A 17,545-nucleotide genomic window follows, 5' to 3' on the forward strand; every position below is an offset into this window, starting at 1 on the left:
GCCGCGTCGATCGGTGGGCTGTGGATCAGCGGTGCAATCCTACAACCGCAGGCTGGCAAGGGGCGGGCAAACGCGGGCGACGCACAACGCAAGATAGTCTCGCCCTTGATCTATGCTGTCCCATGGCTTTTCATTAAGTGGGACTGTGCATTTAGTGGCTCACCGCGAATATCTCGAGCAAAGCGAACCATTTTAACCGCCGCGCAACGGCATCCCATTATCGAAGCCCGCGCTAGAGCCGGGCATCGACAGATTTATGATGTCGCCCGTCGCAATAAAAATTGATCTCGATCAAGAAATTCTTGATCCGACCGGCTCGGTGCGCGCTTCGGCCGCACCCTCATCCCAGAATGCGGAGAAATCGATGTTCGAGGGCGTTCTGGCTGGGAGGGATCACGCGGCCAAACTCGCGGCGTTGAGCCGGTCCCTCGCCACCATCGAGTTCGCGCTGGACGGCACGATCCTCGACGCCAATCCGAACTTCCTGGAAGCCATGGGCTACGCGCTCGAGGAGATCCGCGGCCGGCATCACAGCCTGTTCGTCCCGCCGGCCGAGCGGGAGAGCGAGGCCTATAGGGAATTCTGGGACAAGCTGCGGCGCGGCACCTTCGCCAGCGCCGAGTACAAGCGGCTCGCCAAGGGCGGGCGGGAGGTCTGGATCCAGGCCTCCTACAACCCGGTGCTCGACGCGCGCGGCGGACCGGTCAAGATCGTCAAGTTCGCCACCGACATCACCGCCCAGAAGCTCCGCGCCCTCGATCTGGAAGGGCAGATCAGCGCGCTACACCGCTCGCAGGCGGTGATCGCCTTCGCGCTCGACGGCACGATCCTCACCGCCAACGCGAACTTCCTCGACGCGGTGGGCTATCGGCTCGACGAGATCGTGGGGCGGCATCACAGCCTGTTCGTCGGCGAGGCGGAGCGCGCCAGCGAGGCTTACCGGCTGTTCTGGGCCGCCCTGGCGCGCGGGGAGTATCAGTCCGGCGTGTTCAGCCGCACCGGCAAGGGCGGCCGGGAAGTCTGGATCCAGGCGACCTACAATCCGATCACGGACGCGGATGGACGGCCCGTCCGGGTCGTCAAGTTCGCCACCGACATCACCGCCCAGGTCCACGAGCGGCAGCAGCGCGCCGCCGCGCAGAGCGCCATCGGCGCCGAGCTGGACGCCATCGGCGACGCCGTGGCGGATGTGACGCGCCAGGCCGACGCGGCGGTCACGCGCGTGCACCGCGTGTCCGGCGACATCCGCTCGGTGGCCACCGGCGCGGAGCAGCTGTCGGCTTCGGTGGATGAGATCAGCCAGCAGGTGAGCCACGCCGCCGAGATGGCCGGGCAGGCCGTGGAGCAGGCACAGCGCACCGGCCGGATCGTGACCGGCCTCAGCGACCAGGCCGCGCAGATCGGCGCGGTGCTGAGCCTCATCGCCGGCATCGCCGCGCAGACCAACCTGCTCGCGCTCAACGCCACCATCGAGGCGGCCCGTGCCGGCGAGGCCGGTCGCGGCTTCGCGGTGGTGGCGTCGGAGGTGAAGACCCTGGCCGCGCAGACGGGGCGCGCGACGGAACAGATCCGCCAGCAAATCGCCTCGACGCAGGCGGCGACCCGGGAGGCCGTCGACGCCATCGACACGATCCAGGGCACGATCCGGGCCCTGGACGCGGCCTCGTCGACCATCGCGGCGGCCGTGGAGGAGCAATCCGCGGTGATGCGCGAGATGTCGGGCACCATGCAGACCGCCGCACAGGACGTCTCCGCGATCTCCGGCGGGATGACCACGATCGCGCGGGCGAGCGGCCGTGCCGACCGCGCGACGCGGCAGGTCCGGGAGACCGCGCGGGCTTTCGGCTGAGGCGATCCGGGCGGTCGCCGCCGGGTCAGCCCGGATCGCCGCCTTCGTCCGCGCGCTCGTCTTCGACCAAGCGCCCGATCCGGGGGATCAGCGGGCAGGTGACCGTGCAGCGCAGGCCGTCGGGCTCGAAGGCGAGCGCGACGGTTGCCCGCAGCTCGTAGCTCAGCATCTCGGTGAGCACCTGCATGCCGAAGCCGCGCCGGCTCGGCTGCGCGACGCCTGACCCTCCCGATTCCTTCCAGACGAGCGTCATGTCGCCGGGCGGGCTCGCCCCGGCGCCGGCGACGACCCAGGTGACGTCGACACCGCCCTTCGAGAGACCGAAGGCACCGTGCTCGATCGCGTTGCTGCAGAGTTCGTGGACCGCGAGGGCCATGAGTTGCGCGGCCTTCGGCCGGAGGCGCACGGTCGGCCCCGCCAGCGTCGCCTGCTCGCCTTCGCGGATCAGGTGGATCATCAGCTCGTCGGAGATGAGCGTGTGCAGGCTGACCTCGCCGAACGTGTCTGCCGCGACCCGCACGCGCGCGATGGCGTCCAGCCGACCTTCGAGATGCGTCGCGTAGCCGTCGACGGTCTCGGCGGTCTCGGCCGAGAGACGCAGGACCGCCCGCAGCATCGCCAGCGTGTCGCGCAAGCCGTGACGCAGACCGTCCGGTGTCCCGGACTCGTCTAGGAGGCGGCGAAGACGGGCGTTGTCCGCTTCGAGGTGCGCGACGCGCGCGGCCATTGCTTGAGGCTCTGCCATGTTCGCTCTCTCAGCGCCGAAAGCCGGGAGGTTCCGTTCAGCTCACATAACGTATCGCGGACCTGCGCCAGCATCACAGACCGGAGATTTTCGCTGTACCGGGCGGGAAGTGCCGGCTCGTGCCCGTCTGACCTGAACACGCCCCACCGCGGAGCGATCATCGAGTTCCGAGATGCTGTCAGCCAATACCGGCGATCATTCGTCCAGGATTCAGGCTACGTTCTGACCAGAGGCCGATCTTCGACGAAGCACCTCCGAGCCGCACGCAAAGCTTCGGCCTTGATCACCCCGAGCGACAATCCGGCCGCGTCGACGTTCGCGATCATCCCGAGCCGGCCGAATGCCGGATGGCGGTTTCGGCAGGATCCGAGCGTCGTCGGGCCCGGTTCGACCTGCACCATCCGCCGGCGATCCGGAAAACGCCAACGGTAGGGCGGCGGACGCGCCCGCCCAGGGGGCCTCGCATACGCCCCACGCCGGGCCGGAGTCCGACCCTTGTTTCGGTTCGGCTAACCATCCCTGCCCCGGTCGCCTACCCGTGGCCGGACTTCGATGTGCGGGAGACGGATGCGTGGCGGGACAAAGCTTGCGGAAGGCAGGACGGCTGAAGCGGCTCTGGCCCGGGCGCGCGGCTACCCTTCCGCCGGCACCGCGTTCGCCGGGACTGGCCGACCTGCCTGAACCGCCGCCGCCGCGCGGTCTCACGGCCTCCGAGCTGATTGCCATGGCGCGCCAAGCCCGGGCCATGTCCGATCAGAGGGATCCGGCAAAAACCACGAGCGTTTCCTGAGGTCCGCCGCACGCTGTCGGGAGGTCGTCATGGGGCTGGTCGCCTTCATCGTCTTCGTCTGTCCCTGGATGGGCATCGCCGGCCTGCTGTGGATGCGGGCACGGCAGGCCAAGCCGCTCTGACCGAGGCTCCGTCGCCGCGTCGCCCGGCGATCGTCTCGGCTGCGATATGCCCTCCGAGCAGCCCGCCCGGAGGCGAGCCATGGCCCGCGCGTCGGCCTGTATCGAGCCGGTCCTGAAGCTCACTGACGGGCGCGGCCGCGCGACTCTCCGGCAGCGACAGAATCGGACGCCTAGCAGCTTCCCCTACAATAATGCATCGCCATCTCGCTCGCCATTCCGATATTTGTCTTATATAGTTTGCTCGTGCAAATTATAAGTCTGCCGATATAAGCATATGATCCAGCTTAACCGAGGTTCGAATCGAAATTTCAAAAATTTTGACGCATTTTTTGGCCCATTGAAGGCAATTGATTTTTCCCGGTCCGTAAAATAGACGCACCCTGGTGATCCTTCCTAGGGTCAGGATTGTGGTGCCATTCATTATTCGAACAACCCATCGCTGCACCCTGCGTTTCAGAACGATCGTGATCGTCTTCGCAGGGTCGATGACCTCGCTCACATTTGGAATTGTCTACGTCCTGCTATTGCAGGTCGGCGCGATCGACGCTGCCAGCCGCACTCTGGCTCAGGAGATCGGGGCTGTCCGGGCTCTCGGCACCATGAAGCAGCGGACACAGGAGCTCGGTGCGTCGGAACGTCCCGCGCGCGCCGTATCGTCCGAGGCTGGCCCTCAGCAGGACATCGATTGGACAACCGCGGCGCACGAGGCATTCCTCAAGACCTGGACCACCTATGTGCCGACGATCAGGACGGCGGACGAGCGGGAGCGCGCTCGCGGTCTGTGGGACGCGTGGCAGCATTTCCTCGCCGTGGAGGCGGAGGCGGCCGCCCTCGAGAGGGCTGGGGAACGCGATCTCGCCGACAGGGTGCGGACGTCGGCTCTTCCGGCCGACGCGGCAGCCGTCGCACGCGGTATCGACGCGCTGCTGACCGACCGCGACGCCGCGGTCACCGGGCAACTCGGAGCTGTCGACGCCGCCGGCTCGACCTTGCGCCCGAGCCTCGTGGCCGGCTTGTCCGCCGCTGCGCTGGCTGCCCTGGTCCTGGTGCACGCCCTCCTGCGCGGCGTCGGGCAGCCGATGACAGCGCTGGCCTCCGCCATGCAGCGACTGACCGACCACGATCTCACCGTCGCGGTCCCGGCGGCAGCGGGCTGCACCGAACTCGGCGTCATGGCGGCAGCGACGAGAGCTGTTCAGGAAACGCTGCGGCAGGCCGTGTTGCGGGACGCGGAGGCCGATCGGTCGCGCGCTCAGAGCGAGCAGCGCCGCGCCGTGATCGAGCACGCGACCGAGCGGGTCGAGACCACGATCGGTGGCATGGTCGAGGCCGTGTCTTCGACCGCCGCGGCACTGCGCGTCACCGCCGACGACGTCGGCCAAGCGATCCGCGATCGAGCGGTTCGATCGACCACGTTGGGCGCCGCGCTCGCGCAGACGCGATCAAAGGTCCGGCAGATCACCGTCTCTGCCGAGACGATCGGCGCGGCGGTCGAAGAGGTCGGGGCGCAGGCCGAGGCCACCGCGACCCTGGCCGGAAGCGCCGCGGCGGACGCGGCCCGGACGACCGCCCGCGTTCAGGCGCTGAGCAGCGCCGTCGACCGGATCGGCGACGCGGTCCGCCTCATCGCCAAAATCGCCGCACAGACGAACCTGCTGGCCCTCAACGCCACGATCGAGGCCGCCCGGGCCGGCGACGCGGGCCGCGGCTTCGCGGTGGTCGCCTCAGAAGTGAAGGCCCTGGCCGCGCAGACCAGGGAAGCCACCGAGATCATCGGCCAGCACGTCTCCGAGATCCGAGGCTCGACCGACGCGGCGGTGTCGGCGATCGCGGGCATCACGGCGCGGGTCGAGGACATGAGCCGCGCGGCGAACGCCATCGTCGAGTCCGTGGAGCGGCAGGGTGCGACCGCGCGGGAGATCGTGACGGCCATCGCGGAGGCGACCGACGGTACCGAGGGGTTCGACGCGGAGGGCGCGGGCGTCGCCGAGATTCCCGGGGCGGCCGAGCCCACGACGACGGCCGTGTTGACCGCGGCCGACGGCCTGACCCAGGACGCCGCCCGTCTCGGCGAGGCGCTCGCTGGCCTCCTGGAGAGCCTCCGTGCGGCGTGAGGCGGGGCCCGCTGAGAGCGGGACGGAACTGGCCGCATGAACTGGATCGAGTGGGCACGCTGCCGCTCGATCGGCGGGTCGCTCCGGAGGGGATCCCTCGTCCTCGCTCTCGCTGCTTGGGCGCTGCCGGCCTCGGCCACCACCATCGCGTTCCTGACACCGGCAGGCGTCGCCCGGCGCCTGCACGACGGCCTCGACGAGCAGGCGCGCGCGCGGGGCGTCGCGACTCGCTTCGCCTACGCGCCCGACGGTGCGGGCGACGAGCAGATCGCGCAGGCGCGGCGGCTGATCGCCGAGAGAGCCGACGCCCTCGTGGTCGTGCCGGTCGACTCCGCGGCGCGCGAGGAGATCATCCGGCTGGCCCTGGAAGCCGACGTACCGCTCGTCCTCATCGGCCACGGCGCACGGACCGACTGGTTTGCCGGACGCGTCACCCAGGTCGTGCCGAGCGATCTCGTCGCCGGGCGGCTGCAGATGCGCAAGCTCGCTCAGATGTCGGGTGGGGCCGGACGCGTCGCGATCCTCGCGGGCAGCGCCACCGATCCCGCCTCGGCGCTCCGCAGCAGGGGTGCCCGAGAGGTGCTGGCGGAGAGCCCGCGCCTCCGCCTCGTCGCGGAGGCCGCGACGGATGCGAGCCGCGCGACGGCGCGGGCCATCGTCGCCGGTTGGCTCGCCCGAGGCATCGGCATCGACGCGATCGCCGCGACCAGCGACGAGATGGCGCTCGGCGCCGCCGAGGCGGTCGAGGCTGCCGGGATTCCGGCGGGCCGGATCCGCATCGGCGGGGTGGATGCGACCGCCGAGGGCATGCAGGCGATGCAGGACCTGCGCCTCGCCGTGACGGTCTTCCAGGACGCGGGCGTCCAGGGCCGGCGCGCGGTCGACGACGCCCTGGCGCTGATCCGTCGCGAGCCGGTTCCGCCCAGCGACTGGGTCCCGTCCGAGCTGATCACGGACCGCATGTCGACCACGCACTTCTCGCGCTAGACCGCGCCGGCGGGCAAACGCCAGTCGTCCCGGCGCCGGTTCGGCCCGTCAGTGCGCCATGAGGCAGCAGAGGGTGCTCGCCTGCAGGATGTCGCGGGTTGCGCCGCCGAAGGCCCATTCCCGGAGGCGCGAGTGGCCGTAGGCACCCATGACGATCAGGTCGGCCTGCCGGTCGCGCGCGAACCGCAGGATCTCCTCCCCGTCGGACACCGCCGTGGTCAGCAGATGGGTCGTGACCGCCGCGCCGTGGAGCCTGAGATGATCCGCGACCTCCTCAGCCCCCTCGAGGCGGGCCCCCTGACCGGTCGTGACGATGAAGACCTCATCGGCGGAGCGCAGGAACGGCAGGGCGCCCGACACCGCCCGCCGCGCCTCCGGTGTATCCTTCCAGGCCACCACGATGCGGTGGCCCGGCTCCCCGACGTTCTGCTGTGGGACAACGAGGACGGGACGCCCCGCCTCCATCAGGACGGGCACGACCGCCACGCCGAACGGGCTCGGATCGATCTCGGTCGCGGCGGCGCCGCCCACCACGATCAGGTCGGCGGCGCGGCCCCTCTCGACGAGATGGGCGAAGGGCCGGTCCGTGCCGCCCCGCCACGCGGTGCGGGGTGCCGCGCCGGCGCAGCGGGCGAAGACGGCCTCCGCGCGCTCGACTTCCTGCAGGATCTTCGCCTTCGCGCGCTCGTACTGGGCCTGCGCGTCGCGGATGTCGTGGGCGAAGAGCGGTGCCGGCACCTCGGCGGCCGCGGCGCCAGTGAGCCTCGCATCGAAGCGGCCTGCCAGCGCGGCAGCGAGACGGACACGCTCGGGCGTCGACTCGGCGAAATCCACGGATACCAGGATGTTGGCGTAGGACATGGCGATCTCCTCGTGAGCCGTGACCGGCCCCCGCGCCAAAGTCTCGCCCGACGCGCGGGCGAGGGCCTTGATCCAGCGCAATCGCGCCGACGCCCTCAGATTCACGGCACCGGCCTTGAGCTGAATCAACGCGTCGCGATCCGGGCCAGGGCAGAGCTGCCGCGTTCGTCCCCTGGAGACCGCGATGTCCGCCCTCGAACTGCCGAGTGCAGTCAATCTCGCGCGAGCCCAATTCGCGCTCACCGTCGTCTGGCACTTCCTGTTCCCGGCCTTCACCATCGGGCTCGCGAGCTATCTCGCCGTGCTCGAAGGCTTCTGGCTGCGCACCGGGAAGGCCGTCTATCTGGACACCTACCGCTACTGGCTCCGCATCTTCGCGGTCGCCTTCGCGATGGGCGTCGTGTCCGGCCTGGTCATGAGCTACCAGTTCGGCACGAACTGGTCGGTCTTCGCCGACCGGACGGCGCCGGTGCTCGGGCCGCTTCTCGGCTACGAGGTGCTCACGGCCTTCTTCCTGGAGGCGGGCTTCCTCGGCGTCATGCTGTTCGGCCTCGAGCGGGTCGGCAAGGGGCTCCACTTCCTGGCGACCTGCCTCGTCGCCGTCGGCACCCTGACCTCCGCGTTCTGGATCCTGTCGGCCAATTCCTGGATGCAGACACCCACCGGCTACGTCGTCGCGCCGGACGGCCGCTTCAACCCGGCCGACTGGTGGGCGATCGTCTTCAACCCGTCCTTCCCCTACCGCTTCGCCCACACGGTCACCGGCGCCTACCTCACCACCGCGATGATCGTCGGCGCCGTGGGCGCGTGGCACCTGCTGCGGGACCGGGCCAATCCCCGGGCCCGGCTGATGTTCTCGATGGCCATGTGGATGGCCGCCGCTGTGGCTCCGGCCCAGCTGGTGATCGGCGACCTGCACGGCGGCAATTCCTACGCGCACCAGCCCGCCAAGGTCGCCGCCATGGAGGGTCATTTCCGGACGGAGCGCCGGGCCCCCGCGATCCTGTTCGGGTGGCCGGACGCGGAGGCGGGCACGGTGCAGGGCCGGATCGAGATTCCCGGCCTCGCCAGCCTCTACCTGACCCACGATCTCGACGGTGAGGTCCGCGGGCTCAACGACATGCCGCGCGACCTCTGGCCGACCAACCTCCCCCTGGTGTTCTGGTCGTTCCGGATCATGGTCGGCCTCGGCCTGCTGATGATCGCCCTCGGTCTCGCCGCGCTCTGGCTGCGCCACCGCGGGCGGCTCTACGACGCGCCCTGGCTGCACCGCTTCGCGGTCGGCATGGGGCCGTCCGGCCTGATCGCCGTCACGGCCGGCTGGACGGTGACCGAGGCGGGGCGTCAGCCCTTCACCGTCTACGGCGCGCTGCGCACCGTCGACAGCGTGTCACCGGTGGCGGCCCCGGCCGTCGCCGCCTCGCTGGCGGCCTTCGCGGCGGTCTACCTCGCGGTGTTCGGCGCGGGCATCTGGTACCTCCTGCACCTGTTCAATCAGGCGCCGCACGCCCACGAGCCCGGCCCGCCGCCCGGACAGCCGATCCGCACCGCCGGCATCACGCCCGCCCCCGCCCTCGTCGCCGGCGCTCCGACTGCCGGCCGCCCCCTCGCGCAGCCCGCGGAGTAGCCCGATGCCCCTCGATCTCACGCTCATCTGGGCGCTCCTCATCGCCACGGCGGTCTTCCTCTACGTGGTGATGGACGGCTTCGACCTCGGGGTCGGCATCCTCTTCCCGGCGGTGCGCGGCAAGGCGGACCGGGACGTCATGGTCAACACCGTGGCGCCGGTCTGGGACGGAAACGAGACCTGGCTCATCCTCGGCGGCGGCGGGCTGTTCGCGGTGTTCCCGCTGGCCTACGCCACGATCCTGCCGGCGCTCTACATGCCGCTGATCCTGATGCTCCTCGCGCTGGTCTTCCGCGGCGTCGCCTTCGAGATGCGGTTCCGCGCGGCCTCGCCCGCGAGCCAGCGGACCTGGGACCGGTCCTTCTCGTGGGGCAGCTACGTGGCGACTTTCTGCCAGGGCATCTGCCTCGGGGCCCTGGTCCAGGGCATCCGTGTCGAGGGTCGCGCCTACGCGGGCGGCTGGTGGGACTGGCTGACGCCGTTCTCGGTGCTGACCGGGGCCGCCCTGGTCGCCGGCTACGGTCTGCTCGGCGCCTGCTGGCTGATCTGGAAGACTGAGGGCGAGCTCCAACTCCGGGCCTACCGGCTCGCGCGCCGGCTCGGCCTCGTCACGCTGGCGGCCATCGTGGTCGTCTCGGCGGCGATGCCGATCCTCAGCGACGCGTTCCGCGCGCGGTGGCTGTCCTGGCCGAATCTCGCCCTGGCCGCGCCGGTGCCGGCGCTCGTCGCGCTGCTGGCGTGGCGCTTCTTCGTCGCGCTCGATCGGCGGGCCGAAGTGACGCCGTTCCTCTGCGCCCTGGGCCTGTTCCTCATGTCGTATGTCGGGCTCGGCATCAGTCTGTGGCCGATGATCGTCCCGCCGGTGGTCACGATCTGGGACGCGGCGACCCACCCGAGCAGCCAGGCGTTCCTACTGGCCGGCGCGGTGATCCTGGTCCCGATGATCCTGGCTTACACCGGCTACGTCTACTGGCTGTTCCGCGGCAAGGTCGCGGCGGGCGCGCCGGGCTATCACTGAGACCCGCGGCCCGTCGAATGGGGACGCAGGGATCGGCGCGCCGCGCCGGTCCCTGCCCTCGCGCGCTCGGCCTCACGGGCCGGCACGGGCGCCCTTGACGAAACGTGCGACGTCGTCCGCGACCGAGTACCGGAGACTGAACGGGACGCTCATCGCGTGGACGATCTGCCCGTGCCCGAGACCCGGGTAGATCTTCATCGTCTCCCTGCCGTCAAAGCCGCGCAGCGCCCGGTCGAGCGACAGGGTTCCGGCGGGGTTGACGTCGAGATCCGCCGCGCCGGTGGCCAGCAGCATCGCCGGATGGGGATCCGCGGCGTGGTTGATCGGCTGCAGGGCCGGATCGCTGTCCGCGAACACCTGGCGATCCAGCGGATCGGTCAGCGCCGAAGTCGCGTAGGGTCCGGCCAGCCCGACGATCCCGGCGAGCTTGGCGGGACTGGAGCCGGCCCGCTCGAGCCAAGTCGCGTCGAGGCCCAGCATCGCGGCGGCCCAGGCCCCCGAGGAATGCCCCACGACGGTGACGCGGGCGGGATCGCCGCCGTACTCGGCCGCGTGCGCGAGGGTCCAGGCGACGGCGGCGGCGTTGTCCGCGAGGATGTCCTGGAGGCTCGCCGCCGGCACGTGGCGGTACTCGGGGATGACCGCGACGACGCCCCGCCGCGCGAAGGCCGCGCCCACGTAGGCAACCTCGTCCTTCGATCCGGTCCGCCACCCGCCGCCGTACAGGAACACGGCGACCGGACGCGGCTTCCCGGCGGCTGGCCGGTAGATGTCGGCGCGGTGCGCGCTCCCGTCGGCATAGGGGACGCCCTTGTCCACGTGGACTTCGAGCGGCGCCAGCGCGTTCAGGACCGCGAGGGTCAGGCCGACGATCGTGTCACCCAGGTAGCTCAGCATGGATCAGGCCTCCGCGAGAATCGGAGATCGGGCGCGTCACGGAACGACTCCGTCGGCGGCGACCCTAGGTGAGCTCGACAACGCCGAGGCGGTCCGTGACCGGGACCGGCACCCGCCTGTCCGCGGGAAGCTCCACCACGCTCACGGCGCCGTCGTCGTCGAAGCGATGGAGGCGCACCCGCCGGGGCTGCCGTGACAGCCGGAGCTCGGCGGTTCGCGCCGGCAGATCCGGCCGGGCGGCCCGGCTGCGCCGGTCCCAGCCATCGAGGCCGAGCCAGATCGGGACGAGGGTCGCCCCGTCCCGCCGCGCGAACCGCGCGGTGACGAGATCGGGAACGGGGTTGCCGAGCGTGACGTCGCGGTCGGCCGGAACGGCGGCGATCTCGCCAATTGGGGCGCCGAACAGCCGGACGAGGTTGCGCACCGCCGCGAAGGCGGGTGTGGCGCGACCGTCGTGGGCGAGAAGGCCGAAGCGGCTCTCTGGATCGGCGTCGCCGCGGTCGAAGCTGGAGATCAGCTCGTACAGGTAGGTCCGCCGCACGCCCTGGAGGTAGCTCCAGAGCAGCATCCGCGGGAGGTAGCGGGCGCGCAGCCCCGGTGAGATCGGCAGGTGGGCACTCCCGGTGGCGAGCGCCGTGTGGTAGCCGTTCTCGGTCGCGATCACGGGCGCGTCGCCGAAGACCGGGCGCGCGGCCGCGACGAAGCGCGCGAGGCTGCCGCCGCCGTCGGTTTCCGGGTGCTCGGCCCCGGGATAGGCGTGGATGTTGGCGAGGTCGACGACCGCCGCGAGGTTCTGCGCCGCCGCGACGTTACTCTGAATGTAGCTCGGTCCGGCCACACGCACGGCCTCGGCCCGCCTGTCCGCCCTCACCGCGCGGAACAGGGCCGCCTGATGATCGGCCGAGAGCCGCGCGAGGCCCGGCCGCGCCGCGACCGGCGGCTCGTTGCCGCCCTCCGCCACGATGAGCCCGTCGCCGGCCCAGCCGGCGATCTCGGCGAAGCGCTCCGGCGGCACCCGCGGCCCCGGCGTGAGCCCGTCGTAGAAGATCAGGCTGAAACGGTAGCCCCGGTCGGCCAGATCGGCGATGCGCTCGAACTGCCCGGCCGGCTCGTCGCCGACGAGCACGATGTCGTCGCGCAGGTGCCGGATCCCGAGTTCGTCGAGCGCCTGGGCGCAGGCGGCGAAGCGGTCGACGTAGGGGGTGCCGCGATGGCCGAGATGCACGTTGACGCCGATCGAGTCGATCAGCGCCTCGCAGCGGTGCAGCGGCTCGGCCGCGGCGGCCCGACCGGCCGCGAGGGCGCCCGCCGCCAGGGCGAGGGCCGACCGGCGCGTGAGACGGGTCACGTTCGGCCCGCCAGGGTGAGACCGCTTTCCGGCGCGGCGGCCTTCGCCGCGACGGTGCGCGTCGCGTGAGCGCGGCGGACGGCGCGCAGGAGGTCCTGCAGCGCCTCCGCGACCCGGGCCTGGGCCACGCGGGAGCCGAAATTGTGGTCCACGCCCGGCACCACCGTCACGGGCGCTCCGACACGGCGGTCGGCCGGTCCGGGCGAGCGTCCCAGATGGCGGCGGACGGCCGCGAGGCCCGGATCGCCCGCGCTGTAGAGCAGACGGATCTCCGCGCCCCGCCGATGGAGGGCCGCGACCCGCCGGGCGGGCGAGCCCCCGAGCGGACCGGGGCGGAGAGCCCGGCGCAGGCGGCGGATCCCGGCCTCGATGCCGCGCCGGGCGAGGACCGAGGCGATGGCGGCGATCCGGATCTCGCCGCGAATCAGCCGGCGCCAGGTCGCGCTCCGCTTGAGCAGGGCCGCGTAGGTGGACGCGCTCCCGAAGGTCTGCCGGATGACCTGGTCGAGGTCCTGATCCGGATCCCAGTCGAAGCAGTAGAGGTTGAGCAGGAGCGCGCCGTCGATCCGGCGGTCCCGGCAGAGCGCGTGGAAGGCCGCGTAGGCGCCGCTGCACCCGCCCACCAACAGGATCGGGCCGCCCGCGCCGGCGATCAGGTCGACCGCCGCCGTGACGTCGGCGAAGCCGTCCCCGGCGAAGAGGGGCTTGCGGCCGTCCGGCCGCTCGTCGCTGTCGCCGATGCCGCGCAGGTCGAACCGGACCGACGCGATCCCCTCCGCGGCGAGGCGCCGGGCGAGATCCGTGGTCTGGCGCCCCCATCCGGAATGCACGCTCATGCCCGTCGAGACGAACAGGATCGTCGGCGCCGCGCTTTCCGCCCGGTCGGGCTGGCAGCGGATGCCGATCAGGCCGCGCCCGAAGCGGACCGGCGCCTCCGCCCAGCCCGGTCCGGTCAGCCCGTTCCGGCGCCCGTCGATGGCGATGCCGCCGGGTCGCGGCCCGGCGGCCGCCATCCCGTCGGTCGCGAAGCCGATGACGCGGGCGAAATCCGCGGTCGGGACATCCGAGAAGATCGGATCGGCGACGAGCGCCGCGAGACCCGGGAACGCTCCCGTCGCCACGTCGCAGCCGAGAGCGCCGAGGTGCGCGGCCAGCGCCTTGGTCTCGGGTGCGAGGAGCAGCGCGTGGCGGGCCGGCGCCCGCGCAAGCCGCGCGAGGTTCAGGTCGGCGAGATCGGTGAGGAACGCCGCCTCCATCCGGAAGCCGCCCACGGTGAGGCTGTCCGGGTCCTGCGCCGGAGCGGACCCGTCCGGCAGGCGGCCGATCGTCTGCGCCCGCAGCCGCATCTCGCGCAGATACGCGCGCCCGGTCGTGACCGGCGCCAGCAGGACGAGGCGGTCGACGGCCTCCGCCTCGCCGGCCAGAGCCGCGAAGGTCGCGCCGAGCCGCAGGCCGACGACGACGATCTCCGCGACGCCGGTCGTCGCGCGCAGGTACGCGATGGCCCCACGCACCGCAGCGACGCAGCCAGCGACCCGCGCCTCGTCCAGATCGGCCGAGTCGCCCTCGCCCGGATAGTCGAAGCGCAGCGTCGGGCAGCCCGCCGCGGCGAGGCCCTCGGCCAGGGAGCGCCAGGGCCGATGCGCGGCCATCTGCTCGAAACCGTAGGCCCCACAGAGGACGACGCCCCGCGTCCCGGCCGCCGGATGAAGCCACCCGAACAGCCCGTCGAAGGTCACCGGCACCGACACCGCGGCCTCGGACCAGACTTCACCCGTCATGACCGAATTCCACGATCTCGTCGCTGTTGATGGCCCGCACGCGCCCGCGCGGGAGCCGGGCGGCCTCCGCGAAGGTGATGATCCGGCTCGACCCCGGGGCGAGGTGGAAGCCGCTGTCGGTCGGCCGTGCCCCCGGGGCCAGCACCTGGATGCCGCGGGCGAAGCGCTCGGTGCTGATCCGCAGACCCGGCCCCGCCTCGGTCGCGACAGCTTCGGCGCGGAGGCCGACGGCCGACCGGTCGAGCGGCCCCGCGCTCAGGACGTGGAAGCTCTCGGCGATCACGCGCCCGTCGGCGTCGGTCAGCCGCGCGTGCGCGAGATCGTGGGTCCGGGGCCCGAATCGGTAGCTGTCGGTGGCGTCGAAGAAGCGCCCGAGAAGGGTCGCGGAGGTGAACGTGAGCGCCGCCCGCGGGCCGGCCACGAGATCGCGCTCGGCGCGCGCCGCGACGCGGCCCGCCACAGCGCAGAAGATCAGGGACAGCGTTAGCGCCTGGGCCGTCGCCGTCTCGTTGAGGACGTGGACATGGAGGCCGTCGAGGCCCTCATCGGTGAGGAGGACTTGGACCGGGCGGAAGGCGCGCCTCAGCGCGTACCAGGCCGATTTCGGGCGCTGCGTCCAGTCGATCACGCCCCAGCCGGCTCCGGGCGCGAGGTCGCGCATCATCAGGACGAGGCCGCCGGCCGTCGGCGAGCGCGGCCGGCGCCACTCGGAGAAAGTCGCCTCCATGACCTCGGCCACCGCGGCGCGGCCGAGCTCGAGGTAGCGGTCCGGGTCTTCGGCGCGCAGGGTCGCCGGATCGACGCCGTAGAGCGCGCCGACGTAGTGGTCGCGCACCGTCTCGAAGTCCCAGTCGGCGCCTCGGTCCTGCGGGATGCCGGCCTGCCAGAGCGGGTCGGCCGGTCCGGTCGGGCCCGGCGTGCCGGGTTCGGGCGGGTTGGCGAAGGCGAGGCACTCGCTGGCGAAGCCGACCTCGGCCCGGCGGGCATCTTCCAGGGGCCGTCGATAGGCGCCGACGCCGAAATAGTGCGTGCAACCCCCGCGCGGCGGGAACGGCAGGTCGCCGCCGGAGGGCGAGTTCGGCACGACGACGAGATCGGGCCGCCGCGCTGCCACCCGCTCCGCCAGCGTGTCCGCGCAGTAGGCGTCGGCCCAGACGGCGCGCGGTGCCCCGAGCATCGCCGCCTGCTGCCAGACCTCGCTGCCGCCGCAGACCACGCAGAGCGACGGCGCGGTCTGCGTGCGGTCGAGGAATCCGGTCAACTCGCGGTCGAGCGCGGCCGCGAAGGCGGGTTCGGCGTGCGGGTAGTCGAAGTTGGCGAGCATCAGGTCCTGCCAGACCAGGATGCCGAGCTCGTCGCAGAAATCGTAGAAGTCCGGGGCCGGATAGAGCGTCGTCCCGGGCACGCGCAGCATGTTCATGCCGGCCTCGCGCGCCAGCTCGAGCAAGGCGCGGGTGCCGTCCGAGCCCAGCCCGACGAGGTCCGGCGGCGTCCAGATGGCGCCCCGGCAGAAGAGCGGCACGCCGTTCACGGCCAGCGCGAGCCCCTCCGCGAACGGCCGCGTGAGCGACAGGGTCCGGAAGCCGACGCGGCCCAGGTCGATTTGCGCCCCGTCGACGCGGACTTCGACCGGGTGAAGGTTCGGTGCGCCGTGGGTATGCGGCCACCAGGGCGCGATGCCGGGCAGCGCCAGCGCGCCCGCGAACAGGCCCGGCTCGACCTCCGCGAGTGGGGCTTCGCCGCCGCCGCACCGGAGGAGGACGGTGCCGACCGGACCGTCGACCCGCAGGCGCAAGGCCACCCGGCCGACGTCGCCGTCGAGGGTCGTACGCACATCCGCGGCGCTCGCGCGGGGGCCGACCGGCTCGACGGTTATCGGGCGGTAGGGCCCGACGAGGTCGATCTCGGGACACCAGCCCGGCATGAAGCCGAGGACGCTGGTACGCACGTGGCGCAGCGACCCGGGCGTGATCATCCGCGGCCGCCAGCGCCCGCGCTTGGCCGGGCGTTCGAGTTCCGCCCGAAGCGCGCGGAAGCACAGCGCGAGGTCGGAGGTGCCGCCAAGGTCCACGTCGACGACGTGCTCCTCGAACATCGCGCGGGCGCACAGGACCGGGACGCCGTCGAGCCAGACCTCGGCGAGGGTGGCGAGGCCCCCGAAGCGCAGCCGGGCAGGCCCGGAACCGGTAATGCGTGTCCGATACCAGACGTCGCGGTCGTGGATCGGCTCCGGCGCCGCCTCGCTCCAGCGTCCGGCGGCTCGAAGGGCGCCGGCGGCGGTGCCCGGAACCTCGGCGACGATCCAGTCGGTGACCCCGTCCAGATCGCCGGGACCCGCGCAGGCGCCCGCCGGCGTCGCGGCGAGCCGCCAGGGCCCGAATCGGACCTCCGGCGCGCGGTCGTCGACGCTGCGGATGCGGGCCATGACGCCTCTCAGCGGTCCAGCGCGCGGTCGAGATCCGCGAAGACGCGGTCGTAGGTCGCCGCGAGGCGGTCGAGGCGCGGCGCCAGGCCCTCGGCCGAGCGGCGATGGAACGCGCGGGCGAGCTGGAACTGGAAGGCCTTGGCCTCGCGGCTCAGGTCCGCGGCGGCCGCGGCGGCAGGCCCGAATCCGCCGGCTTCCCGGGCCTCGAGCCACGTGAGATGGCTGGCGAGCATCTCGAAATTGCCGCCGAGCTGGCGCGTCGTGTTGAAGGCGTAGGCGTGGAACACGCTGAGCGGCCGGACGACCAGCTCGGCGGCCGTCGCCGCGAGGGTGTCGCGGAACGCCAGGACGGGGTTGCGCCGGGGCGCCCGGGCGCGATGCCGGACGAGCAGTTCGCGCGCGACCGCCGGCAGATCCGCCGGGCCAAGCGACGGTGCGACGGTCTTCACGAACTCGGCGTAGGGCGGCAGCGTCGCCGGCCCGAAGATCCCGGCGTAATCCTTCCCGGCGAGGCGGAAGCGACCCGCATTGTGCAGGTAATCGAGCTCCTGCGCGGCCGGATCGATGGCCAGGATCCCGATCGTGGTCTTGCCGTGCTCGCGTCCGTAGGTGGTCCCCTGGGTGTCCGGCAGGTAGATCGCGTCGACCTCGACCAGCACCGGCCGGCCGGCCGCGGCCTGGATCACGGCGTGGTTCTCAAGGCCGCCGTAGACCGCGAGTTCCAGCACCTCCAGACCGTAGAGGCGCTCGATATCGCCGGTCGGCGGTTTGAAGAAGGTGAACTGGTCGCCCTCGAAATCCTGCCTCACGGTGAAGCCCAGCATCGCCTCCGGCACGAGGCCGCGTCCGTGCAGGAGCTCGATCCAGAGGTCGACGTAGCAGTTCGTCTCCGGCCAGTCGCGGCCGGAATCGTGGAGCGAGTGCGGGACGTAGGGTCCCGCGGCTCCGAGACCCTCCGGCAGGCGCAGCGCGACGGTCACC

13 protein-coding genes are annotated in these 17,545 nt (G+C 72.0%); 5 read left to right on the plus strand and 8 right to left on the minus strand.

The annotated features are described in order from the left end of the window. Positions 1–364: 364 nt before the first annotated feature. The gene (locus ACLBX8_RS02965; RefSeq protein ID WP_447697862.1) at positions 365–1,849 is read left to right on the plus strand and encodes a methyl-accepting chemotaxis protein; all 1,485 of its coding nucleotides are present in this window, start codon (positions 365–367) and stop codon (positions 1,847–1,849) included. A 25-nt stretch (positions 1,850–1,874) separates the two neighbouring features. On the opposite strand, the gene ACLBX8_RS02970 is transcribed toward ACLBX8_RS02965, so the two are convergent. Further along, positions 1,875–2,594 carry an HWE histidine kinase domain-containing protein gene (locus ACLBX8_RS02970; RefSeq protein WP_447697863.1) on the minus strand — a complete coding sequence of 240 codons (720 nt, stop codon included), beginning with the start codon at positions 2,592–2,594 and terminating at the stop codon, positions 1,875–1,877. 215 nt (positions 2,595–2,809) lie between these two features. Then, on the minus strand, positions 2,810–2,995 hold the full coding sequence (locus tag ACLBX8_RS02975) for a hypothetical protein (protein ID WP_132366249.1): 186 nt from the start codon (positions 2,993–2,995) through the stop codon (positions 2,810–2,812). Positions 2,996–3,889: 894 nt separating this feature from the next. Here ACLBX8_RS02975 and ACLBX8_RS02980 point away from each other — a divergent pair. Then, positions 3,890–5,620: a methyl-accepting chemotaxis protein gene (locus ACLBX8_RS02980; protein WP_447714606.1), complete on the plus strand. Its 1,731-nt coding sequence runs from the start codon at positions 3,890–3,892 to the stop codon at positions 5,618–5,620. A gap of 36 nt (positions 5,621–5,656) precedes the next feature. Further along, a complete protein-coding gene (locus ACLBX8_RS02985) occupies positions 5,657–6,607 on the plus strand; it encodes a substrate-binding domain-containing protein (RefSeq protein ID WP_447697865.1) in 951 nt (316 codons plus the stop codon). Positions 6,608–6,655: 48 nt separating this feature from the next. On the opposite strand, the gene ACLBX8_RS02990 is transcribed toward ACLBX8_RS02985, so the two are convergent. Continuing rightward, a complete protein-coding gene (locus tag ACLBX8_RS02990) occupies positions 6,656–7,468 on the minus strand; it encodes a universal stress protein (protein WP_447698138.1) in 813 nt (270 codons plus the stop codon). A 184-nt stretch (positions 7,469–7,652) separates the two neighbouring features. Here ACLBX8_RS02990 and ACLBX8_RS02995 point away from each other — a divergent pair, with 184 nt between their 5' ends. Further along, positions 7,653–9,095 carry a cytochrome ubiquinol oxidase subunit I gene (locus ACLBX8_RS02995; RefSeq protein ID WP_447697866.1) on the plus strand — a complete coding sequence of 481 codons (1,443 nt, stop codon included), beginning with the start codon at positions 7,653–7,655 and terminating at the stop codon, positions 9,093–9,095. A 4-nt stretch (positions 9,096–9,099) separates the two neighbouring features. After that, positions 9,100–10,113, plus strand: coding sequence for a cytochrome d ubiquinol oxidase subunit II (gene cydB / locus ACLBX8_RS03000; protein WP_091978443.1), 1,014 nt, complete (start codon positions 9,100–9,102; stop codon positions 10,111–10,113). A gap of 72 nt (positions 10,114–10,185) precedes the next feature. Here the strand turns inward: cydB and ACLBX8_RS03005 are convergent, their stop codons facing one another. The 5 genes from ACLBX8_RS03005 to ACLBX8_RS03025 all read right to left on the minus strand — a co-directional run bounded on the left by ACLBX8_RS03005 (position 10,186) and on the right by ACLBX8_RS03025 (position 17,544). Beyond that, complete coding sequence (locus ACLBX8_RS03005) at positions 10,186–11,010, minus strand: alpha/beta hydrolase (RefSeq protein WP_447697868.1); 825 nt, start codon at positions 11,008–11,010, stop codon at positions 10,186–10,188. A 64-nt stretch (positions 11,011–11,074) separates the two neighbouring features. Then, positions 11,075–12,358, minus strand: a complete 1,284-nt coding sequence (locus tag ACLBX8_RS03010) for a hypothetical protein (RefSeq protein ID WP_447697869.1) — start codon at positions 12,356–12,358, stop codon at positions 11,075–11,077. Next, positions 12,355–14,139 carry an alpha/beta fold hydrolase gene (locus ACLBX8_RS03015; RefSeq protein WP_447697870.1) on the minus strand — a complete coding sequence of 595 codons (1,785 nt, stop codon included), beginning with the start codon at positions 14,137–14,139 and terminating at the stop codon, positions 12,355–12,357. Before ACLBX8_RS03015 ends, ACLBX8_RS03010 begins: the two co-directional genes overlap by 4 nt. Further along, on the minus strand, positions 14,129–16,564 hold the full coding sequence (locus ACLBX8_RS03020; protein ID WP_447714607.1) for a glycosyl hydrolase 2 galactose-binding domain-containing protein: 2,436 nt from the start codon (positions 16,562–16,564) through the stop codon (positions 14,129–14,131). Before ACLBX8_RS03020 ends, ACLBX8_RS03015 begins: the two co-directional genes overlap by 11 nt. Before the next feature lie 8 nt (positions 16,565–16,572). Next, complete coding sequence (locus tag ACLBX8_RS03025; protein ID WP_447697872.1) at positions 16,573–17,544, minus strand: DUF1839 family protein; 972 nt, start codon at positions 17,542–17,544, stop codon at positions 16,573–16,575. Between the last annotated feature and the right edge of the window lies 1 nt (position 17,545).

The sequence above is a fragment of the Methylobacterium sp. D48H genome, from assembly GCF_053345715.1.